Genomic DNA, 21,971 nt, shown 5'->3' with positions numbered 1-21,971 from the left:
TGACTGCGATAACGCCCCCTCCGAGGGAGGCGCATCACACGTCACGAGGTCGCCGATGGCACGCTTGAATCTCCTCGATCCCCAGGTCCGTGCGAACCCGTACCCGTACTACGCCGAGCTCCGCCGCGCGGCGCCGGTCTCGGTCATCGACCCGGGCGAGATATGGGCGATCAGCCGGTACGACGACGTCGTGTCCGTCCTGAAGAACCCCGCTGTCTTCTCGTCGCAAGGCCTCCGCGCGGCGACCGAGCAGCCCTGGGCCGGGTACAACCCGCTCACCGACTCGCTGGTCCTGCTCGACCCGCCGCGACACACGGCCATCCGCTCGCTCGTCAACCACGCGTTCACCTTGCGCGTCCTGCCACGCGTCGAGCCGCTCGCCCGCAAGGTCGCCGGCGCGTTCGCCGAGCGCGCGAGCCGTGGCCTCGAGGTCGACATCTGCGACGATCTCGCCACGACCTTGCCCGCGCAGGTCATCGGCAACCTGCTCGGCCTGGACGACGCGTGCGACAAGTTTCGCACCTGGTCGGAGACCATCGTGGCCATCAGCCCCGGGACACCCGAGGCTTTGCGCCCGAGCATCGTCGCTTCCATCGCGGAGCTCGGGCAGTACCTCGAGGAGGTCTTCGAGGACCGCAGGCGCGCGCGGCGTGACGATCTCGCGAGTGATCTGCTCGACGCAGAGATCGACGGGCGTCGCCTCGACCAAGCGGAACTGATGAGCTTCATGTTCGTCCTGTTCGTCGCCGGCTTCGAGACGACGACACACCTCCTCGTGAATTCGCTGCGCATCCTCGCCGAGCGCCCCGAGTTGCTCGCGCGCCTGCGCGAAGCACCGTCCGTGATCCCGCACTTCGTGGAGGAGGCGCTGCGCTTCGACCCCTCCGTACACGTGACGCTGCGTGTCGCGACCCGAGACACCGAGATCGCGGGGGTTCCCCTGCCCGCAGGCGCCGTCGTCGCGGCGCTCCTCGCCTCGGCGAACCGCGACGAGACGCGATACGAGCACGCGGATCGATTCGACGTCGACCGGGATCGGAAGCCGAGTGTGGCGTTCGGGCACGGCATCCATTTCTGCCTCGGCGCCCCGCTCGCCCGCGCCGAGACTCGCATCGCGTTCGAAGAGCTCGTGCCTCGGGTCGGGGCGATCCACGTGACCCAGGAGCCCACGTGGAATTGCGGGCTCACGGTCCGGGGCGTCACGAGCTGCCGCATGCGGTTCGAGCCGCTCTGAGCGCGGCCCACGCCGCGGCAAGGTCGGGTGGGATCGGGCTTCGTTCTGCGCTACCCTCGGCCGCGTCGTGAGGTCCGGCGAACGTTTTGTCGAAGGGGCGAGGGCGTGGGGCGCGCGAGCCGTCAGGCTTGGCCTCGGGGCCCTCGTCGTGGCGTGCGCGCCGAACCTCACCACGACCGGCGGCGCGGGCGGCGAGGGCGGCGACGGCAGCGGAGGCACGGGCGGGAGCGGGGGCGCCGGCGGCGGCGGTGGGAGCGGCGGCGTGATCGTCTGCCCCCAGGCGCCGAACACGCCGACGATGGTGCCCGTGGCGTCCCCGTCCGGGAACTATTGCATCGACAGCACCGAGGTCACGAACAGCCAGTATGCGGCCTGGCTCTCCTCGGCCAACGCGAATGAAGAGAAGCAGACCCCCGAATGCGCCTTCAACACGAGCTTCGTGCCCAATGGAATGACGCCACCCGCGAACGATCGCCCCGTCGCGTTCGTCGATTGGTGCGATGCCTACGCCTTCTGCAAATCGCACGGAAAGCGGCTCTGCGGGAAGATCGGCGGCGGGCCGGTCCCGTATTTCGAGATCAACAATGCTGCCGTGAGCCAGTGGCACAACGCTTGTAGCCGCTCCGGCGAGTTCGTCTTTCCCTACGGCAACACGTACAACCCGGCCGCATGCAATGGCCACGATGCAATGGTCGGCAGCTCCCACGAGGCCGGGACGCAGCTCTCCTGCGAGGGCGGATTGCCGGGCCTCTTCGACATGAGCGGCAACGTCTGGGAGTGGGAGGACGTCTGCGACGGGTCGACGGGGGAGAACGACACGTGTCGCCGGCGCGGCGGCGGATACGAAAGCATCACCTCGGACCTCGATTGCCCGACGGCTGGCGGCGGGGCGCGCAATGCCTCGAACGAGACCACCGGATTCCGTTGCTGTGTGGATGTTCCATGAAAGAACTCGCTCCCGGCTCGATCATCGACAGGAAGTACGCCCTCGAAAAACCCCTCGGGGAGGGTGGCATGGGCGTCGTCTGGCTCGCGCGCGACGTGCACACCGAGGTGCCCGTCGTCGTGAAGGCCATCCGCACCGAATACGCGCATCGCAAGGATTTCCGGGACCGCATCCTCGCCGAGGGCCGCGCGCTCGCCCGGATCGACCACCCGAACGTGGTGCGCCTCAATGCCGTCGTCTCCGACGAGGACGGGCTCTGCCTCGTCATGCAGTTCATCGAGGGCGAGACCCTCGAAGATCGCATCGCGCGCTACGCGAAATCGGGCACGCCGCTCTCCGTCGCCGAGGCGCTCGCGCTCTTCCGCCCCATCGTGCAGGGCGTCGCCGCGGCCCACACCGAGGGCATCATCCACCGCGACTTGAAGCCCGCGAACGTGCTCATCCGCGGCAAGGACGGCATCGTCAAGGTCACGGATTTCGGCATCGCCAAGGAGGAGAGCGACGCGCAGAAGGGCAAGGGAAACACCGAGGGCGTCATCGGCTCGGTGCTCTACATGTCGCCCGAGCAATGCACCGGCAAGAAGGACCTCGACAAACGGGTCGACGTCTATTCGCTCGGCATCGTGCTGTACGAGCTGCTCGTCGGGCAGGTCCCGTTCGACGGCGAGAGCCATTACATGATCATGACGTCGCACGTGAGGGAGCCGCTGCCGAAGATCCGCGCGCGGCGGCCGGACGTGCCCGCCTGGCTCGAGGCCGTCGCCGAGCGCTGCGCCGAAAAACGTCGTGAGGATCGGTTCGGCTCGTGCGAGGAGATCCTCGCGGCGCTCGACATGCAGGGCCAGGGGTTGTCCGGCCGCACCGCGCCCGCCGCGCCGCTCCACCTGACCACGCCGGCGGCGCCGCTCTACGCGAACGTCACGGCGCCGCCGGGTGTCCCGCAGACCGCGGAGGCTTCGGTGGTCACGGCACCCGGGAACGAACCGACCTCGAAGCGTGGGCTCGCCGTGGCGCTCACCGTGGGGATCGCGGCCCTCGCTGGGCTCGGTATCTCCTATTCGCTCGGCTTGTTCGGCGCGCCGAAGGACGATCGGCGCGCGGAGGCCAAGGGCCCGCCCGCGGTGGAGCCCGCTGCAAGCGCGGGAGCGCCCGCGAGCGCGGCGCCGAGCGTGGCCCCGAAAAACCCTCTGCTTGCGCTCGCCGGGCGCTGGCGGAGCGAGAGCGGCCGCGAATACGACGCGGTCCTCGTCGGCGACCGGCTCGAAATGCGGATCCGCGACGCCAAACCGTTTGCGGTCCAAGGATACGAGGAGGGCGAGGCCCGCTTCGTGCTCCGCGCTTTGCCCGGAAAAACCGAGGTCTTCGGCGTGGAGGATCGGCTGCGGCCGAACCCGCCGGCGGGGAACGAATACGACGTCGCGCTCGCCCGCTCGACCTGCATCGTCCCGTACACCGAGATCGGGGGCAAACCTCTCGAAGCGCGGCTCGACGGCGGGAAGCTGCGCGTCTCCATGGTGCAGACGCAGCCGCCGGTGGCGAGCTACACGCTCGCCGGCAAACGCGTCACGGGCTGCAAGAACCTCGCCACCGCGCCGCTCACGCCCCTTGAAAGCGTGCTCGGCCGGCCCTGATCCGGGAGGCTCGAACCGTGTCCCTCAGGCTCACGCTCCACGCGCACACGCCCTACGCGCTCCAGCCCTCCTCGATCCAATTTCGATTGCAAATCGAGAACCATGGCCCGACGCCGGTCCGGGGCGAGAAGCCGGACGGGATGAGCCTGCTCACGACGGACGAACGAGGCCAGTGGCTCAACTTCCTTCCGCGTGCTCCGTGGCCCTACCCGCCCGAGGAAATCGAGATTCCCCCCGGCGGCGTCCACGAAATGATCGTCTCCTCCTCCGCGTGCGGGAGCATGCGCGACGTCGGCCTGTACCGCGCTCAATGCCGCTGGGGCGGCGCGGAGAGCAACGTCGTCGAATATCGTGTCCTCGGCGACCGGAAATCGTATGTGGCGACGTTGCGGCCCGTCTCCGCAGGGGCGGTCGAGCTCACGCTCGACAATCGAGGCCCCAGGCCCATCGATTGGGGCGAGCCCTGCGACCCCGAGCAAGACGTGAGCTTCTGGCTCGACGGGAAGACGCGCATGAAGACCATGCTCACCGCGGGCGCCGATCTCGTGCGGATCGTGCCGGGCGCGCCGGCCGTGATTCGCATCGAACTGCCTGAAGCCGAAAGCGGCCGGAACATCTCCGGCCGCTTTCAGCGCGAGCCCTTCGCCAGCGGCGATATCAAAATCGTCTTCTGAAGGGTTATTTCCCCTTCCCCGCCTCGATCCGCTGGATGCTCGAGATCTCGTTCGCGAACATCACCTTGCGCTGACCCATCTCGAACACGGGCGCAGGCCCCGACGGACCCTGTCGGCCCGCATCGCCGCTCGGACCCCTTCGCCCGAGCTGCCCATTCTTGCCGTCCTTCGGCTTGCATGTGGCGTCCCCGGCCTTGAGCGGGCCGCCCTTGCCGCCCTTGCCGCCGAAACCGCCCTTGCCGCCGGGACCACGATCGCCGCCCGGCCCGCCGACGCTCTCGAGCAACAGACGTCCCTTGAGTTTGTCCGGGTTCGCGTCGTCGAGGATGACCTTGATCAAACCGCCGGGGCCACCATCGCCGCCGCGTCCGCCGGGGCCGCCCTCCGTGCCGTCCGTGCCGTTCGTGCCTTCGGCGCAATCCTCGGTCGCGTCCTTGCCATCCTTGCCCTGAATGCCGGGCGCGCCCTCCCTGCCGTGGCCGCCTTCCCCGCCGATGCTCGTGATCCGCACGGGTTTGTCCGCGGAGGGGCTGATCATGTAGAAGCGGTTTCCCGGCCAATCGATACGAACGAGCGCGGCGTCGGGGAAAAACGGCGTCGAGAGCGTGGTGATCGCGACCGTGAGCTCCGGCCCCGGCGCGCCCGGCTCGCCCTCGCGACCCTTTCCGCCGCGGATCTTTTGCTCCATCTGGCAATCGTAGACGGGCTTGAGCTGGGCCTCGCCCTCCATCGATTTGCCGCTCGTCGCCGATTCCAGCCAGCCGCGCAGGCCCATGCCCGTGTCAGCCGTCTTGAGCACGTCCCTGTCCGGCATCCAGATGAAATTGCCCCCGCCGACAGCCCCCGAGCTGCCCTGGATCCGCACCATCTCCGAGGAGATGACCGTGTCCTTTTGCCCCATGCACCCCTTGTTCGGGTCCACGTTGCTGCAGGACGAGCCGTCCTTCAGCTTGGCGACGAGCTCGACCTGGAAGGCGTCGCCCGGGCAAAACAGCATTTGCCCCGACGCCGGCCGGACCGAGACGTTCACCACGTTCTTCGGGTCGATCTGCGCTTGGGAGGGGCCGCAGCCCACGAGCAAGGGCAGCGCGGCAACGAACGGGAGGGAGGCGATATGACGCAGGAAAGACATGACGGGGCTCCTCGATAAACCAAGACGAACGATGGCGTTCACGCGCCGCCGGCCGGCGGGACGTAAGGCGTCTGCGGCGAAGACGGCGGCTGGCTCGACGGGGTTTGCCACACGCCGGGCTTGCGCTTCGTGGGGTCGATCCCGGCCGCCTTCGCGCGCCAGCAGCCACGGGGTACGTCTTGCCAAACGCCGTTCACCTGCACGGCCTTGAGCAGCACGCGCCGATTGACGGGGTCGTCGACCTCGTCGCCGCGATCGACGGCGGGGCAATACTCACCATAACCGACCGGGACGAGCCGGTTCCGATCGACGCCGCCGGCAACGAGCGCGTTCGCGATGGCCTGGGCACGGCGCTCGGTGAGGTTCAGGTTGTAATTCTTGTCGCCCTTGCTCGACGCGTGCCCCTCGATCTCCATGCGCTGGATCTGCGGGACTTCCTTCAGCACCTTGGCGATTTCGGCGACGGTCGACTTCGCGGCCGGGGTGAGCTCAGCCGAATCGAGCTCGAAATCGACCTTCTTCGTCTCGGGGATGACGATCTCGTGCGAGCTCTCGTCATACGCGACCTCGCCGGCCGCCTGGTCGGGGCAGCCGTCGTCGTCGCGGTACCCATTCTGCGTCTCGGGCTGCTTCGGGCACTTGTCGTTCACGTCGGCGACGCCGTCCCCATCGCCGTCGGGCGAGGGACAGCCGTCGCCCACGTTCGGCGGCAGGTTGTCCTCGGGCTGGACGGGGCACTTGTCCTTCGCATTGGCGACGCCGTCCTGGTCCTCGTCGTCCGACGGGCAGCCGTCCTCGGCCTTCGGCGGCAGGCCGTCCTCCTTCGCGTAGGGGCATTTGTCGTCGGCGAGCAGGACGCCGTCGTTGTCGGGATCGGTCGCGGGACAGCCGTCGTTCGCCTTCGGCGGCAGGCCGTCCTCGGGCTCCGCGGGACAGGCGTCGTCGATGTCGGCGGCGCCGTCTTGATCGGTGTCGGCGCCTCGATCCGCTTGGCCGTACATCGGCCGCGGCGCATAACCGGAGCCGCAGGCGGCGGGCAAGAGCGAGAGGACGAGGGCGAGAAGAGGTCGATGAGCGAAGGTTCTTCGAAGGGACATGGTGCGACGGCCGAGGAGCCTAGCCGTCCTCCGCGCCGTTGGGAAGAAAAGAGCCGAGGTGACGTTCAGTTACACGCGTTGTCGCAGCTCATGGTGGCGCACTGGTTGAGCTGCTGCACCTGGTTCGTGCCGCCCGCGTGCTGCGCGGCGCACGTCTGCTGGCAGGCCAAGTTGTTCTGGCAACCCTGGAGGCAGTTGATGAGCGCCGTGCACTCGGGATTCCCGACGCAGGCCTCGAACTGCTGCTCGCATTGCTGGGCGAGGCAGAGCTCGCAGGCGCCGATCATGCCCGCGCCGGGGCACGAGGGCGCGCAGAGCGTGTTCGCGCAGCTCGACGTGATCACGAACTCCGCAAAGCCGAGCGAGTTTTTCTGATAACAGGACTCCGCGCACGCCTGGTCCATCGCCGGGCACGCCTGCACGCAGGGGACGATTCCGAGGCAGGAAGGCTCGCCCGCGCAGTCGCAGTACGCGACGTTGCACTGCTGGAACATGCACGCGGCGCATCCGTTCGCCGGCTGCATACACGCCTGGCTGCCGCCGCCCGCGCCGCCCATGCCTCCGGCCCCGCCCATTCCGCCGCCCGCGCCGCCCGCGCCGCCCATACCCCCAACACCGCCGGTCCCGCCGATGCCGCCCGCGCCCCCGGCCCCGCCGGTCCCGCCGGATCCAGCCGTCCCCGTGCTGCCCGTGAACGTCTCCGAGACGTCGCTCCCGCATCCGCCGAGGACGCACGGAATCCCGACCATTCCCATGCCCAGGAGAAGTAACGAAAAGGCCCTGTTCATGGACGATCGCATAACATACCTCCCGGAGCGTGAGATCTCCGGAAAGCCGCCGGGTAAAAACATCGTGACAGATCGTACACACGGGCCGAGCCCCAACGGGTGCTTGCCATCGGGGCCGAAAGTGGGGAGGCTTCGAGCGTGATGGGACCCGACGATCGCGACGTCGTTACCGAGCCTTCCGAGAGCGCGCCCCTCGTCCCGGCCGAGGCCCTGCTCGCGCCGCCACGGGCGAAGGTGCGGGCCTCGGTGGCGCGCCTTCATGGCCACTGGTTCGTCGTGGCGGCATCGAACGAGCTTCGGGACCGGCCGATCGCGCGGACCTTGCTCGGCGTGCCGCTCGTGCTCTTCCGCGACGGCGAGGGCAAGCCGGGCGCGCTGCTCGACCGCTGCCCGCACCGGAACGTGCCTCTTTCGATCGGCGAGGTCGTGGAGGGGCAGCTCCAGTGCTCGTACCACGGCTGGCGTTTCGACCGCGGGGGCACGTGCAAGTTCGTCCCGTCGCTCCTCGGCGACGCCATGGCGAAGGCGCGCAACGCGCCGAGTTACGCGGCGCGCGAGCAGGACGGGTTCGTGTGGGTGTACTCCACGCCGAACGAGGCGCCGAAGACCGAGCCGTACCGTTTTCCCGAGCTCGGCGCGGGGTACACGACGGTGCGGCGGCGGGTCGAGTCCGAGAGCACGATGCACGCGGCGCTGGAGAACGCGCTCGACGTGCCGCACACGCAGTACCTGCACCGTGGCCTGTTTCGTTCGAAGCCGCGGGGCATCGAGATCGAGGCGCGCGTGACGCGCACGCACGACCGCGTGGTGGCCGAGTACGTGGGCGAGCCGCGCCCGACGGGCCTCGTGGCGCGGATCCTCTCGCCGTCGGGCGGGGAGGTGACGCATTTCGATCGGTTCATTCTGCCCTCGATCGCGGAGGTCGAGTACAAGATTGGCACGGAAAACCATTTTCTGGTGTCGGCCGCGATGACGCCGGTGACGGACTTCTTGACGCACATCTACGCGGTGGTGAGCTTCCGGGTGCGGCTTTTCCCGGGCTGGCTGCTGAAGCCGTTCCTGATGCCGCTCGGGCTCAAGGTGTTCGCGCAGGACGCGGCGCTCTTGAAGTTGCAGACGGAGAACATCAAGCGGTTCGGGGGCGAGCAGTATGCGTCGACGGAGATCGACGTGCTCGGCCGGCACATCTGGCGGCTCATGCGGAAGGCCGAGCGGGGGGATGTGTCGACGAGCGAAAATGTTCATGAGGAAACGGTGAAACTGCTCGTGTAGGGGTTCGAGAAGGTAAAACGGGTTCCAGAAGGAAAAACTTTGAACGGGGCGAGGAGCGTGGTAGGGCGATGAGCAAGGAGGCAGCGCACATGGGAGAGGCCGCTCGCAAGCTCGTCACGTTGGCCGAGTACCTTGCCGCTGAAGAGACGAGTGACACGAAGCACGAGTTCTTGAACGGTGAAACCTTTGCGATGGCGGGGGGAACGCTGGAGCACGCTCGCCTACAGGGAAACGTGTACCACGAGCTCCGCAATCGGCTCGGCGATCGGCGTTGCTCGGTGTTCCCTTCGGACGCTCGCGTGCGGGTCGAGGCGACCGGGCTCTCTACGTACCCGGACGTCTCCGTGGTCTGCGGTCCGCTCGAGCGGCACCCGGAGGACAAGAACAGCTTCGTAAACCCGACCGTGCTGGTGGAAGTGCTCTCAGAGAGCACCGAAGCCTACGACCGCGGGAGTAAATTCCACCACTACCGACAGATCCCGTCGCTGCAGGAGTACGTTCTCGTATCGTCACACAGGAGGCATGTGGAGGTCTTCCGGCGAAACCCCGACGGGTCCTGGACACTCCGCGACACCAAGGACAAGGGCGCGGCAGAGCTGACATCGATCGGATGCAAGCTGTCGCTCGACGAGGTGTACCGGGACGTGTTCGAGGAGAGCGCATAACGCTCACTCCGCCGCGACCGGCTCCCTCTCCTCCGCGCCGAGGTGCATGCGGCGCTCGACCTCGGCATATTTCGCCTCGGCCTCCGGCTCCGGGAAAAGCAGGCTGACCACGATTCCCACGACGAACGAGAGCGGCACCGTGATGATGCCAGGGTTTTTCAGGGACAGGATCGCCGTGGGGTTCTTGAGCAGGTCCACCTGAATGGTCGGCGACATCCAGATGAGCACGAGCGCGCTGACGACGCCCACCACGATCGCGCTCACGGCGCCCCGGGTCGTGAACTTCCTCCACGTGATCGACAGGAGCAGGACCGGGAAATTCGAGCTCGCCGCGACCGCAAACGCGAGGCCGACCATGAAGGCCACGTTCTGACCCTTGAAGAGCAGGCCGAGGCCCATCGCGACCACCGCGAGCACGATCGTCGCGACACGCGCCACCTTGAGCTGCTCTTTTTCGTCCGCCTTCCCGTGTCGAATGACGCCGACCCAGAGGTCGTGCGCCAGCGCCGCCGCGCCCGAGAGCGTCAGGCCCGCGACGACCGCGAGGATGGTCGCAAAAGCGACGGCCGAGACGAACCCGAGGAAAGGACGACCACCCACGGCCTCGGCGAGCAAAAGCGCGGCCATGTTGCCGCCCTTGTCGACCGTGGTAATGGCCGCCCGGCCCACGTGCACGCTCGCGCCGAAGCCGAGGATGAACGTGACGAGGTAAAAGAAGCCGATGAAGCCCGTCGCATAAAAGACGGACGCGCGCGCGGCCTTCGCGTCGGGCACCGTGTAGAAACGCATCAGGATGTGCGGCAGGCCGGCCGTGCCGAACATGAGCGCGAGGCCGAGCGAGACGGCTTCGAGCGGGCTCGACACGAGCTTGCCGGGCGCGAGGGCCTCAGGGCCATAGGTCTCGGCCGCCTTCGCGAAAAGCGCGAGCGGGTTCATCCCGAAAGGAACGAGCGAGAGGACCGCGAGGAGCGTCGCCCCGCCGAGCAGGAGCACCGCTTTGACGATCTGCACCCACGTCGTCGCGATCATGCCGCCGAAGAGCACGTAGAGCAGCATGACCGTGCCCACGATGAGCAACGCGGTCTCGTATTGCAGGCCGAACATCATCTTGATGAGGTTGCCCGCGCCGACCATCTGCGCGATGAGATAAAAGCTGATCACCGTGAGCCCGCCGATCGCCGAGGCGATACGCACAGGCTTCTTCTTGAGGCGATAGGCCACGACGTCGGCGAACGTGTACTTGCCGAGGTTGCGCAGCGGCTCGGCGATGAGGAACGTCACCACGGGCCAGCCGACGAGCCAGCCGACCGAATAGATGAGGCCGTCGAAGCCGCTCGTCGCCACGAGGCCCGCGATGCCGAGGAAACTCGCGGCGCTCATGTAATCGCCGGCGAGCGCGAATCCATTCTGCAAGCCGCTCACGTTGCCGCCGGCCGCGAAGAACTCGCTCGTGGTCTTCGTCTTGCGCGCGGCCCAGCCCGTGATCGCGAGTGTCGCGGAGATGAAGAGCAGGAAAAACGCGATCGCCGTGCCGCTCGTCTCGCCGAGCGAGGTTTGGACGCCGTTCATGTGCCGCCCCCGCTCTTCGATTTGCCGGCGATGCGATCGACGTGGACGTCGTAATGGCGGTTCGCCCAGTAAACGTAGACGCCCGTGAACACCCAGGACAGGAAGATCACGAGGGAGCCGAGGAGCATCCCGAGGCTCAAGCCTGGCGCGAGCAGGCTCCCGAGCAGGGGTTTGCCCCAGGCCACGAGCAGGATGAAGCCGAAATAGGCGAACATCGTGGCCGCGGTCAGGACGAGCGCGATGCGGTCGCGCGCCGCGGCGACCCGGCGAAGATCCTTCTCGTTCATGCCCTCACCTCGGCGCTCAGCCTACGCGATTTCGTCGCGCCCTCGGCGGGTTTTTCGAGGAGCCTTTCATGCTCGCAGCGAGGGCGGACGTTGACAATCGGGCTGCCGTACGCGAGCATACCGGGGTAAGCTTTCTGGCTCCGAGGTTCCATCATGCGAAATGCTCTCTCCGTAAGCGCCCTCGTCGTCGGCCTCGCCCTCGTCGCGTGTTCCCCAGAGACACGCAATTACGGTGCAGGCGGCGGCGGCACCGGCGGCGCGGGCGGCGGCGGCGGCGGTCCCACGTGTGACCCCGGGATGGCCGATTGCGACGAGACGCCGGGCTGCGAGACGCCCGTCACGGACGATCCGGAAAACTGCGGCGGCTGCAGCGTGCGCTGCCAGCTCCAGTGCGTCGATTCAACGTGCAACGATCCGGTCCAGATCGCCCTCGGCTACAATCACTCGTGCGCAAGGACGGCGCTCGGGGACGTGTATTGCTGGGGGAGCAACGCATCGTACGAGCTCGGGATCGGGGACAATGTGAACCAGGGTTCGCCGCAGAAGGTCGCCGTCGGGGGAAAGGCCGTCCACCTCGACGCGGGCGGCGGCCTCTTCATGAACGCGGCCGGCGCAGAGCAGCTCGTCGCGCACACGTGCGCAGTCATCGAGGACACGACGGTCCAGTGCTGGGGCTGGAACACGAGCGGGCAGCTCGGGACGGCGAGCGGGAACTGGCAGGACAAACCCACCACGGTGGTGAGCCTGGTCGGCGCGAAGGAGGTGAGCGTGGGCGGGCGGCACACGTGCGCGGTGACGAACCAGGGCGAGCTTTATTGCTGGGGCGCGAACGATATGGGTCAATGCGGGCTCGGGGCGCCGAGCGAGAAGGTCGAGATGCCATCGCTCGTGGCGCTATCGGACGTCGCCCACGTCTCCGCGGGCAACGAGCACACGTGCGCGGTGAAAAAGGACGGGACCCTTCATTGCTGGGGCGTGAACGGCATTTATGGTCGGCTCGGGATCGGGGACGGGCCGGATCAGCCCGCGCCGAAGGTCGTGAGCTTGACCGGCGTGGAGCAGATCTCGGCCGGCTACGAGCACACCTGCGCCTTGAAGGGCGGGCAGCAATATTGCTGGGGCAACGGATATCAGGGGCAGCTCGGGATCGACGGCGAGTCCACCTGGCGCACGTCGCCCACGGATCCTTCCGCGCTGCCCTCGCCGATCTCCGTCTCCGCGGGTTTCCAGCACACGGCGAGCGTCTCGGGCTCGGAAGGCAAGCCCTACGTATCGAGCACGGTGGTGCGCCTCGGCAATGGGACGATGGATACCACGTACCTGCCGCTGCCCGTGGAGCTGCCCGACGCCGTGGAGATCGCGGCCGGATGGCGCCACACGTGCGCGCGGACGAGCAAGGGCCAGGTCGCCTGCTGGGGGAGCAACACCGAGGGACAGGTGGGGAACGCAAAGGCGGGCGAGGAGGCGCTCGTCCCCATGCTCGTTGTGTTCCCTCTTTGAGATCCTGATTTTCCGCCCTGGGTACCTTGTGTTACCTCTCTAGGCCGCGCGGGCGGCCACTTCGGGCGTCCAGAGGGGAAACTCCGTGAAAGCGACCTACGCATTGAGCAAGCCGACGATCGTCGTCGGTGAGTCCACCAAGCTATCGCTCGTCGTCCGCTTCGGGGCGGAGGGGAAAAAAGAAGACGCGCCGAGGCGGAAGCTGAACCTGAGCCTCGTGCTCGATCGCTCCGGTTCGATGGGCGGCACGCCGCTGCGGCAGGCGATCAAAGCCGCGCAGGCGCTCGTCGGCGAGATGAAGGAAGACGATCGCGTGAGCGTCGTCATCTTCGACGACAGCGCCGACACGATCGTCGATCCGGTGCTCGCCAAGGACAAGAAGAGCATCCAGGACAAGATCGGCAAGGCGCGCGCCGGCGGCTGCACGAACCTCTCGGGCGGATGGCTCGAAGGCATCAAGCACGTGAAGAAGCACGCGAAGAAGGACGAGGTGAACCGCGTCCTGCTTCTCACGGACGGCCAGGCGAACATGGGGATCACCGATCCCGACGTGCTGAAGAAGACGTCCGGCGAGAAGGCCGGCGAGGGCGTGGTGACCACGACGCTCGGCTTCGGATCGGGCTTCAACGAGGACCTGCTCATCGGCATGGCCCGCGAGGCCGAGGGCAACTTCTATTTCATCGAGTCGCCCGAGGACGTCGAGCAGGTCTTCAAGATCGAGCTCGAAGGTTTGTCCTCCGTGATCGGGCAGAACCTCGTGGTGAGCGTGCGGCCCGACGACGTCGTGGAGCACGGCTGGGTGCTGAACAAGTACCGCATCCAGGAGAAGGGCAGCGAGCTCGAAGTGACGCTCGGCGACGTGTACGCCGTGGAAGACAAGGTCCTCGCGCTCGAGCTCGAGGTGAAGCCGACGAAGGCCGGGACGATCAAGGTCGCGTCGGTCCAGTTCCAGTACCAGACGGTGGTGGACGGCGCGATCAAGGACGGGTCGGGCGAGTTTGTCGTGACCGTGAACGCAGGCACGGCCGAGGAAGCCGCCGCGGCGGCGCAGGACATCAACGTCATCGGCGAGGCGCGACGCCTGGAGACGGCGAAACTCAAGGACGAGGCGGTCGATCTCGCGGACAAGGGCGACCTCAAGAACGCGGCGCAAAAGCTGCGGAAGATGGCCGATGACCTGCGCAACAGCCCGCTCGCGAACCAGTTCGCGTTCGCCGAGGAGATCGAGCAGCTCGAGCATTTCGCCGACCGGCTGGAGAAGCGGTCGTACGACGGCGTGCTCCGCAAGGAGCTGCGCGATCAGTCGTACCAGGCCGGGACGCGCAACCGCAGCGACCTCGCGCAGCGCGGCACGGCGGGCGGAAGCGCGGCAGGTTTGCCCACGGTCACGAGCGCGGACGGCGGCGTGGTGGTGCGCTGCGAGAAGGAGGGCGGCAAGCTCCGGATCAAGGTGATCTCGGACGGCTTCGATTCGTCGAAGAACGTCCAGTTCCCGCGCGCGATCCGGCAGGAGGGCGTGACGTACCTCGTCGAGAACGTGGTGGGAAGCAACGACGGGAGCTTCTACCGCGCGGCAGGCTGGATCAAGCGGCTGCTCCGGCCGGGCGAGACCGTGAGCGCGAGCTCCGGCGGGTCGAGCCGGCGGTCTTCGGGGTCGTCCTCGAAGGCGGCGAAGACGCCGGCGACGGCAGCGGATCTGCCGACGTGCACGGAGATCGGCGACGGCGTGCTCGTGCAATGCGTGCCCGAGGGCAAGAAGCTCCGCGCGCGCGTGGTGAGCGACGGCTACAACCCGGACTACAACATCCGCTTCCCGCGCAGCATCCGCGAGCTCGGGGTGCTCTACGTCTGCGACGAGGTCGTCGAGGCCTCGGGCGGCGGATCGTACATCGCGGGCGGCGAGATCAAGCGGCTCATTCAGTAAACGAGCATGGGGGCAGCATCCGCGATGCGTGCCCCCCGCCCTCGCAACGCTCTGACCCCCTCGCGTCACGTTCGCGCGGGCCCCCTCGCAACGCGGCGACCCCCTCACGTCACGTTCGCGCGGGCCCCCTCGCAACGCTCTGACCCCCTCGCGTCACGTCGCGCGGGCCCCCTCGCAACGCTCTGACCCCCTCGCGTCACGTTCGCGCGGGCCCCCTCGCAACGCCGCGACCCCCTCGCGTCACGTTCGCGCGGGCCCCCTCGCAACGCTGCGACCCCCTCGCGTCACGTTCGCGCGCCCCTCTCGCAACGCCGCGACCCTCTCGCGTCACGAAAAACGGCCCAGGCCGCTCCGGCACCGGTTCGGAGGTGAGGAGACGCGCGCCCCCGTGCTACCCTCCGCCAAACGCATGCCGCGCCCGACCAAGAAACTCCCCACCAAGAAAACCCCCGCCAAGAAAGCCCCCGCCAAGAAAGCCCCCGTAAAGCAAACCTCGAAGCGCGCTCCGACGCGGCCCGTGCTCACGACGGAGGCGCCCGAGGGCGGGATGCCTGCCTGGGCCGTGATCAACAATCGTGGCAATCGCAAGCAGGAGGAGGGCGATCTCGACGGCGCGATCGCCGATTTCACGGAGGCCATGAAGCTCGCCCCCGGGGAGCACGCGCCGATATACAACCGCGGCAATGCCCGGTCGCTCGGCGGGGATGTCCACGGCGCGCTCGACGATTACACGACGGCGATCGAGATGGCGCCGGAATTCGCGCCCGCCTGGCAGCGCCGTGGTTTGACGAAGCAACGGCACGGGGATCTCGCGGGGGCCATCGCCGACCTCGACGAGGCCATCCGCCTTGCGCCGGACGAGCCGAGCGCCTATGGCGAGCGGGCCGCGCTCAGGGCCCTGCGCGCGGATTTCGCAGGCGCCGTGGAGGATTGCGAGCGCGCCCTCGCGATGGCCCCGCCCGACTGGCACCATCGCCCGAACACGCAGCATCTGCTCGACACGATTCGCAAGGCCGCGGGAAATCAAAGGACCGGAACGATGGAAGGCAAAAAGGAAGGAACGAAGGGGCGCAAGGGCGCGAAAAGCGCGAAGGCCGCCAAGGTCGAGGAAGCGCCGCAGACAGCCCGGACGGTCGTCGAGGAGGTGCTCGGGGCCTCGGGATTTTCGTTCGCGCTTGCCGAGGACGAGTCGGGGTACATCGACTACCTGGCCGCCGTGGGCCAGGGGATCGTGGAGTCGTTCGCGGTTCGTCTGGCCGAGGAGCTCGAGCGGGTCGTCGTGTACGTGATGTTCGAGCCGAAGGCGAAGAAGGAGCTGCGCGCAGAGCTCGCCGAGTTCATCACGCGCGCGAATTTCGGCATGGGCGATGGCAATTTCGAGATGGACTTCGACGACGGTTCCGTCCGGTTCAAGGTCGCTCTCGATTACACCGACGAGCCGCTCTCGGCGCTGCTCGTGCGGAACATGATCTTCGACGCGATGGATACGACCGAGGTCTACGCCGACGCACTCGCGCGCGTGATCGCCGGCAAGGCCAAAGCAAAGACGGCGGTGCGCGCAGCCGAGAAGGCGGCGATGGAGTCCGGGGCACTGTAAGGCAGCACGGCTGCCGCTAGAGACCCTCTTGTACCGCGGCCGCAACATGCGAAAGTAGGCCGCTGGAGGGTTTTCGATTGCCTACCGTTCGGGATGGCTACCTCGCCGTGTTCGCGTCGGCCCGCAGCGACGCGGGACGCGCGATGGCCCTGGCAAACGTCGCGGCCCTGCTCGCCCATCGCGGCGACAAGGTCCTCGTCGTCGACCTCGCCGTCGACTCGCCCACACTCACGCGGTACTTCCCGGACGACACGAAGCGCCGCGCCGCCACGTCGAGCACCCCGAGGCCGCGGCCCGCGCCCGGCGTCGTCGATCTGCTCGCGTCCGTGCGCGAAGAAGCCCGGCGCTTCCCCGCGACGCGCGGGCCCGCCGGCGGCGGCGCAGCGCGCGAGTTCGTCGAGCGCATCATCGAGGCAAACGAGGCCACGATCCGGCGCGTGCCCCTGCGCTACCCCGGTCTGCCCGAGGACCGGACGGTGGAGCTTCACTTCCTGCCGGTCGGCGGTGAGGACACGCCACGCGAACGAAACCGCCCGCTCGACGGGTTCGAAGCGTTCCCCGGCGTGCTCGAAGAGATCGCCGCAGCGCTCCGCGGGCGCTACGACGCGGTGCTCCTCGACGCGCCGACGGGCGAGACCGAGACGACGGCGCTCCTCACCTCGCACCTCGCCGACAAGCTCGTGGTGGTGCTCGACGATGCGTCGCTCGAAGAGGCCATCGAGCTCGGCGCCTGGGCGCATGGCAGGCGCGCGATCGCCTCGACGGATCGGCCGATCCACCTGTTCCCGCTGCTCGTGCACGTGGCCGACGGCTCCGCGGGGCGCGCGTTCATCGAGGAGGCGCGGCCGCGGCTCGAAGCGCTCCTCCGACAGACGCTGGCGCTGCCCGCGTGTGATCTCTCGCTCTACCTCGAGCTCGCGCAGATCCCGCAGCGCAGCACGACGAAGCCCGCCCCGCGCCTCGCCGCCGAGGTCGAGCCGACGTCGGATCCGCAAGGGCTCTCGCACGCGTACTTCCGCTTCGTGCAGTGCCTCTCGAAGACGAGCCCGATCAAGGTCGGCGCGCGCGCGCGGCCCATGTCGGCGGAGCTGCTCTCCGCGATCGAAGCGCGCCGCGCGGCGCCCCAGGCGACGCCCGCGGAAGGCATCCGCGTCGTGCCCACGGAGAGGCCAAGCTCGCCGGGGCTGTCGTCGCCGCCCGGGAGCGCGTCCAGCAGCCGCCCGACGAGCCCCACGGAGCGGCCGACGCGGGCCGATCCGCTCTCGTCGCGCAAGCTCTCGGCCCAGCACGCCGAGCGCCTGGCCGAGGCGATGGCGCTCCGGGCGCAGGGGCGGAACGCCGAGGCCGCCAAGATCTGCGCGGCGATCGTGCGCGAGGCGGTGCGCGACGAGCGCGGGAGCAAGGAGACGGCGAAGGCGTTCCTCGCGCTCGGCGACCTCTCGGCGCAGACGGAGACGGGCGAGTACGACGAGGTCGTGCGGAGGTTCCACGACCGCAGGCACGAGGATCCCGAGATCTTCGAGGCCGTGCTGCTCGCGCTCTACCGCAGAGGCAAGCGCCACGCGGCCCGCGAGCGCTTCGCCCTCGCGACCGACAGCCTGTCGGCCGCGCTGGAGCTCGCCGGGGAGTGGAAGTTTGCAGGTCAAACGTCCTCGGTGGATCTGCGCGCGCTCGCGGCGGACGCGGCGCTCGTGCTCGGCGTGATCTCGATCGAGCGCGGCGACGATGCGCGCGCGCTCGCGGCGCTCAGCCACGCGGCGCTGTCCACGCCGGGCGGGAGCAGCCCGGCGCAGCGGGAGACGGAAGCGGCGGCCGCGTGCCTGACGGCGTTCGTGCTCGCGCGCTCGGGCCGGCCGGACGAGGCCGCCGAACGGGCAAGCGCGCTGCGCGAGCGGCTCGGTCCTTCGCCGGCCCCGGCGGAAGGCGCGCTCGCGGCGATCGCGGCGTGCAACGAGGGCGCCGCGCTGGGGCTCGCGGGGCGCTACGACGACGCGCTCGCCGTGCTGAGCGCGCTCTCCGAGCGACTCGCGGGGACGTGGCAGAGCCCGTTCCACGAAATCGCGGCGGCGGCGGCCTACAACGAGGTGGCGGTGCTCGCGCGCGCGGGCAAACCCGAAGCGGCGCTCGAACGGCTCGAACGTGTGCGGGCCTCGCTCGGCGGGCTCGGCGCGGTCGTGCACCGCGTGCGCTTCTCGGCCGCGCTGCTCGAAGGGCACTTGCTCTCCACGCTCGGCCGGAAGGACGAGGCGATCGCGCGGCTCGAAGCGCTCCAGGACACGCTGCGCTGGGTGGATGTTTGTCTAGACCACCCGGGCGAGGTGTACATGCGCGAGCGCCGCGCCGACGTCGCCTGGTACCTCACGCTGATGCGCGAGCAGGCCCGCGGCGTGGACGAGCTGCCGGGGCTGCTCCAGGCGAGCGAGGAGGAAGGCGACGCGCGGCACGGGCGCGTGCACCTGCGCGCGGCCTTCGAGCTCGTGCGGCACGGGCGCAGGCTCGACGATCTCGGCGCCCACCGCGCGGCCGTCGCTTGTTACGAGGAGGCGATGTCGCGGCTCGAGCGCGCGGGCTCGCGGCCGCCGGGCGACGCGGCGATGCTCGCCTGCGCGGGTCTCGTGGCCCTGTCGCGCGGCGCGGCGCAGCGCGGCATCCCGCTCCTGCGCAAGGCCGCCGAGCAAGGCGGGACGGCCGCGCTGCAATGGTCCGTCGAGCGCATGCAGGGCGAAGGGCTCGACGTCGAGGCGCTGGTGTCGGCCGTGCGCGAGGCCTTCGACTGGGTCCCGCGCGACCGTACGGACGCGCTGCGCGCCGCCGATCCGCTCGGCGTGACCTTGATCCGCGCGCTCGTCTACCCGGGCCGTCCGCCCGAGCCGCTCCTGCCTCCCCTGCCCTTCCCGCCCGTGGCCGCGCGTTTCGCGGCCTCGGCCACGCCTGCGCTCGCGCTCGATGCGCCGGGCCTACCGCAGACGGCCGCGCTCACGCACGTGGGTCGGTTGCTCCTGCTCGATCCTCCTGACGGCACGGAGAACGACCTCGCCACGTTCGGCCCACTCGCGACCGAGCCCGTGAAATCGACGCGGATCTCGCCGGTCTCGCTCGCGTCGCCGCTCACCTGGCCCGAGCGCGTCAGTGCGCCCGCGGGCGCGGGCGAGGAGCTCGGCAGCGCGATCGACGCGCTTTATCCGCGCACTTCGCCCGTCGCTGCGCTCATCAAGGGCCAGGCGACGGGACCCGATGGCGCGATCGTCACGGTGCCGCTGGTCGCCGTCGAGGTGGAGGCGCGGGACGGCGCGACCTTCCGTCTCGCGGTGCTGAGCGACGTGCACGGCCACGATCGGCTGATCTACGACGGCGTTACCTCGATCCAGTTCCGCGACGGCCAGGGCCCGTCGGCGCCGCGCCGCGTGGCCACGCCCCTGCTCGCCTTGTGGCGTGCGCTCGCGATGGGCCCGCAGGGCACGTTTTCGCTCTCGGCCGCGCCGGGATCGTCATCGCCCACGACGGTCGTGCTCACGGGCGGGCCGCGCGAGCCCGGCACGGGGATCTTGCGCGTCGAGCTCCACGTCGATCGTGTGCTCGTGACGCGGGGCGATCCCGCGGCGCTCCGGCACGTCGTCGCCGAGGACGTCGACGGCGTGGTGTATCGGTTCGAGGTCGAAGCAACGGTCGGCAAGATCGAGCCTTCGCTCTTCGGAAGCATCCCCGGGCTTTGATTTCCGCGTCGTTCGCCTCGTGAATCACCCGCGCCGAGCCGCGACGGGTCGTCTGCCGCGCCGCGACGGGGTGTCCTCCGAGCCGCCACGGCGCCCGCGCCGAGCCGCGACGGGTCGTCCCCCGAGCCGCCGCGGAGCACCCACCGAGCCACCACTGCTCCCCCGCCCCGCCGCGGCTGCCGATGAGCAAACCGTAAGGAATCGTCCGGCGAGCCGCCGCCGAGACCGGGCCGGCCGCCGTGTCAGGCTGTATCGCCCGCGGGAGGCGCCTCGGGAGCCACCTCCGCGGCGCGCCGGGCGCCATGCCGCGCGAGCAGGCGCCGCGTCGCGATGGGGACGAGGCGCGGGATGCTCGCGTCCATGTCGTGCGCCGCTTCGAATGCGTGGATCAACTCGCCGAGCACGTGCAGGTTGACGCCGTCCATGAAATCGATCTCGAGCTGCCGCACCTTCGCGACCGATCGCGCATCGGCGGCCTTCGCCGTCGCGCGGACGCGGGCGGCCGCATCGTCGAGCTTCTTCGCCCGCGCTTCGGTCGCCCCATAAAGCGCGAGCCGCTTGGCAATCTTGTCGCTCTCGTGCGCGAGCAACTCGCGCAGCAATGCGGCCTGCGCTTCGAGCCCCTGGGCGAGGGCCTCGGCGTTCTCCGCGGTCCCCGTCCGATCGTCGACCCGCTTCCGCTCGTTGGCGTCGCGGCCCGCGATACCCTTGAGCAATTTCACCGTGCGCGTGCGCAGCCCGAGGCCCTCGGCGAACGCGGCCGCTGCCTCGCGCTCGGCCTGCGAGCGGCCGGCGTCGGCCTCCTCGCCGGCCTTCCGTGTGCCATTGTTGAGCTCGGTGAGCTCGCGCGCCAGATGGACGCCCACAGCGACGAGATCCTGCGAGACGTCGATCTTGTCCCGCTGCGCCTCGGTCGCGGTGGAAAGGAATGCATATGCGACGCCATAAATGCGCGGAGCGTCGGAGAGGATATGGCGGCTCGCGATCTGGGAGCCGAGCGCGATGAACTCCTCGCGGGTCTCCTCGTCGACGATCGCATCGACGAGGGCCTGGTCCGGCGTCCCGAGCTTTTGGTGGAGCGCGTCGAGCGTGAAATCGGTCGGTTTGATAGCGCCTGCGTTCGGCATGGGAATGGCACGGGACACGAGGCGCGGTGGGCGAGGAAGGGGGAAACGGGCGTCGTCGAGCACGAGCCTGCGCACGCGCACCGGCACGCGCACCGTGGTCTGGCAGGCGATGCGGACGTCGCGCGGCAGTCCGAGCCCGTCGGCGAGCGCGCTCGCCCTCGTTCGGCGGATGCGGGGTTTGTCCCCGCATCCGGCGCATGGTACACGTCCGCCATGCCCAGAAGGTCCACACCCGAACCCTACGCCGCGAAGATTGGCGCACGTCTCCGCGAGCTGCGCGTCGAACGCGGTGTGTCCCTCGGCCAGGTCGCCGACGCGTCCCAGCTCTCGAAGGGCCACCTCTCCAGCATCGAGCACGGCCTCGCGGCGATCACGGTGCCGACGATCTTTCGCATCGCCCAGGCCCTCGAACTCCCGCCGCTGTACCTCTTCACCTTCCCCGACGAGGACGAGCGCGCCCGCGTCGCCGAACTGGTCCGCAAGATGCCCACGCGCGAGGTAGCGAAGGTGCGCCGCGAGCTCGCCAAGCGCTGAGCGGGGGTTTGTCCGCACACCGGGTCGTGCTACAGGAAATTCATGGCGATCACCGATGAGGCAATGAAGACGCTCCGACGACTCGCCCGCGACCTCGACGTCCCGCTGCGGGATCTGGTCATCCTCCCCGACGAGCGCGACCTCGCCCGCCCTGTCGAGATCATCCGCAAGCTTACGCCTCGCGAGATGGCGAAGCTCCTCCGCAAGCAGCGAAAGTACTGACGAAACACGATGGAAGGCGGGGGGCCGCGCTTCCACTTCGTCCCCGCGGCGGCGGCGGG

Annotated in this window: 18 protein-coding genes; 12 read left to right on the top strand and 6 right to left on the bottom strand. The window is 69.1% G+C overall.

The window, feature by feature from the left end; genetic code table 11:
• Positions 1–55: 55 nt before the first annotated feature.
• The 4 genes from KEG38_RS06480 (at position 56) to KEG38_RS06465 (ending at position 4,485) form a co-directional block, all read left to right on the top strand.
• A complete protein-coding gene (locus KEG38_RS06480) occupies positions 56–1,234 on the top strand; it encodes a cytochrome P450 (protein WP_272418181.1) in 1,179 nt (392 codons plus the stop codon).
• 67 nt (positions 1,235–1,301) lie between these two features.
• The gene (locus tag KEG38_RS06475; protein ID WP_272418180.1) at positions 1,302–2,180 is read left to right on the top strand and encodes a formylglycine-generating enzyme family protein; all 879 of its coding nucleotides are present in this window, start codon (positions 1,302–1,304) and stop codon (positions 2,178–2,180) included.
• On the top strand, positions 2,177–3,811 hold the full coding sequence (locus tag KEG38_RS06470) for a serine/threonine-protein kinase (protein ID WP_272418179.1): 1,635 nt from the start codon (positions 2,177–2,179) through the stop codon (positions 3,809–3,811). Before KEG38_RS06475 ends, KEG38_RS06470 begins: the two co-directional genes overlap by 4 nt.
• A gap of 17 nt (positions 3,812–3,828) precedes the next feature.
• Complete coding sequence (locus tag KEG38_RS06465) at positions 3,829–4,485, top strand: hypothetical protein (protein ID WP_272418178.1); 657 nt, start codon at positions 3,829–3,831, stop codon at positions 4,483–4,485.
• Positions 4,486–4,489: 4 nt separating this feature from the next.
• On the opposite strand, the gene KEG38_RS06460 is transcribed toward KEG38_RS06465, so the two are convergent.
• The 3 genes from KEG38_RS06460 to KEG38_RS06450 all read right to left on the bottom strand — a co-directional run bounded on the left by KEG38_RS06460 (position 4,490) and on the right by KEG38_RS06450 (position 7,502).
• Entirely contained in the window at positions 4,490–5,617 is a 1,128-nt protein-coding gene (locus tag KEG38_RS06460) for a hypothetical protein (protein WP_272418177.1), read from the bottom strand.
• A gap of 38 nt (positions 5,618–5,655) precedes the next feature.
• Positions 5,656–6,714 (bottom strand): OmpA family protein, encoded by a 1,059-nt coding sequence (locus KEG38_RS06455; RefSeq protein ID WP_272418176.1) that lies wholly within the window; start codon positions 6,712–6,714, stop codon positions 5,656–5,658.
• Positions 6,715–6,779: 65 nt separating this feature from the next.
• On the bottom strand, positions 6,780–7,502 hold the full coding sequence (locus KEG38_RS06450) for a lipocalin/fatty-acid binding family protein (protein ID WP_272418175.1): 723 nt from the start codon (positions 7,500–7,502) through the stop codon (positions 6,780–6,782).
• A gap of 141 nt (positions 7,503–7,643) precedes the next feature.
• Between KEG38_RS06450 and KEG38_RS06445 the strand changes: the two genes are divergently transcribed.
• Both KEG38_RS06445 and KEG38_RS06440 read left to right on the top strand, forming a co-directional pair.
• A complete protein-coding gene (locus tag KEG38_RS06445) occupies positions 7,644–8,774 on the top strand; it encodes a Rieske 2Fe-2S domain-containing protein (RefSeq protein ID WP_276072291.1) in 1,131 nt (376 codons plus the stop codon).
• Positions 8,775–8,842: 68 nt separating this feature from the next.
• Positions 8,843–9,439 carry a Uma2 family endonuclease gene (locus tag KEG38_RS06440; RefSeq protein WP_308216879.1) on the top strand — a complete coding sequence of 199 codons (597 nt, stop codon included), beginning with the start codon at positions 8,843–8,845 and terminating at the stop codon, positions 9,437–9,439.
• Between the two features lie 3 nt (positions 9,440–9,442).
• On the opposite strand, the gene KEG38_RS06435 is transcribed toward KEG38_RS06440, so the two are convergent.
• Both KEG38_RS06435 and KEG38_RS06430 read right to left on the bottom strand, forming a co-directional pair.
• Positions 9,443–11,008: a sodium:solute symporter family transporter gene (locus KEG38_RS06435; protein ID WP_272418173.1), complete on the bottom strand. Its 1,566-nt coding sequence runs from the start codon at positions 11,006–11,008 to the stop codon at positions 9,443–9,445.
• Positions 11,005–11,295, bottom strand: a complete 291-nt coding sequence (locus KEG38_RS06430; RefSeq protein WP_272418172.1) for a DUF485 domain-containing protein — start codon at positions 11,293–11,295, stop codon at positions 11,005–11,007. The genes KEG38_RS06435 and KEG38_RS06430 overlap by 4 nt, the downstream gene beginning before the upstream one ends.
• Before the next feature lie 153 nt (positions 11,296–11,448).
• On the opposite strand from KEG38_RS06430, the gene KEG38_RS06425 reads away from it, so the two are divergent.
• The 4 genes from KEG38_RS06425 to KEG38_RS06410 all read left to right on the top strand — a co-directional run bounded on the left by KEG38_RS06425 (position 11,449) and on the right by KEG38_RS06410 (position 20,029).
• Positions 11,449–12,795: an RCC1 domain-containing protein gene (locus KEG38_RS06425; protein ID WP_272418171.1), complete on the top strand. Its 1,347-nt coding sequence runs from the start codon at positions 11,449–11,451 to the stop codon at positions 12,793–12,795.
• Between the two features lie 85 nt (positions 12,796–12,880).
• On the top strand, positions 12,881–14,719 hold the full coding sequence (locus tag KEG38_RS06420) for a vWA domain-containing protein (RefSeq protein ID WP_272418170.1): 1,839 nt from the start codon (positions 12,881–12,883) through the stop codon (positions 14,717–14,719).
• A gap of 517 nt (positions 14,720–15,236) precedes the next feature.
• Positions 15,237–16,316, top strand: coding sequence for a tetratricopeptide repeat protein (locus KEG38_RS06415; RefSeq protein WP_272418169.1), 1,080 nt, complete (start codon positions 15,237–15,239; stop codon positions 16,314–16,316).
• A 77-nt stretch (positions 16,317–16,393) separates the two neighbouring features.
• Positions 16,394–20,029: a hypothetical protein gene (locus tag KEG38_RS06410; RefSeq protein ID WP_272418168.1), complete on the top strand. Its 3,636-nt coding sequence runs from the start codon at positions 16,394–16,396 to the stop codon at positions 20,027–20,029.
• 242 nt (positions 20,030–20,271) lie between these two features.
• Here KEG38_RS06410 and KEG38_RS06405 read toward each other — a convergent pair whose 3' ends face one another.
• Positions 20,272–21,174, bottom strand: coding sequence for a hypothetical protein (locus KEG38_RS06405; protein ID WP_272418167.1), 903 nt, complete (start codon positions 21,172–21,174; stop codon positions 20,272–20,274).
• Positions 21,175–21,369: 195 nt separating this feature from the next.
• Between KEG38_RS06405 and KEG38_RS06400 the strand changes: the two genes are divergently transcribed.
• Positions 21,370–21,690 carry a helix-turn-helix domain-containing protein gene (locus KEG38_RS06400; protein ID WP_272418166.1) on the top strand — a complete coding sequence of 107 codons (321 nt, stop codon included), beginning with the start codon at positions 21,370–21,372 and terminating at the stop codon, positions 21,688–21,690.
• A gap of 42 nt (positions 21,691–21,732) precedes the next feature.
• Positions 21,733–21,912: a hypothetical protein gene (locus tag KEG38_RS06395; RefSeq protein ID WP_272418165.1), complete on the top strand. Its 180-nt coding sequence runs from the start codon at positions 21,733–21,735 to the stop codon at positions 21,910–21,912.
• Positions 21,913–21,971: the final 59 nt, after the last annotated feature.

The sequence above is a fragment of the Polyangium jinanense genome (assembly GCF_028435265.1).
Lineage (GTDB): Bacteria > Myxococcota_A > Polyangia > Polyangiales > Polyangiaceae > Polyangium > Polyangium jinanense.
This window is presented reverse-complemented; position numbering and strand designations above follow the sequence as displayed.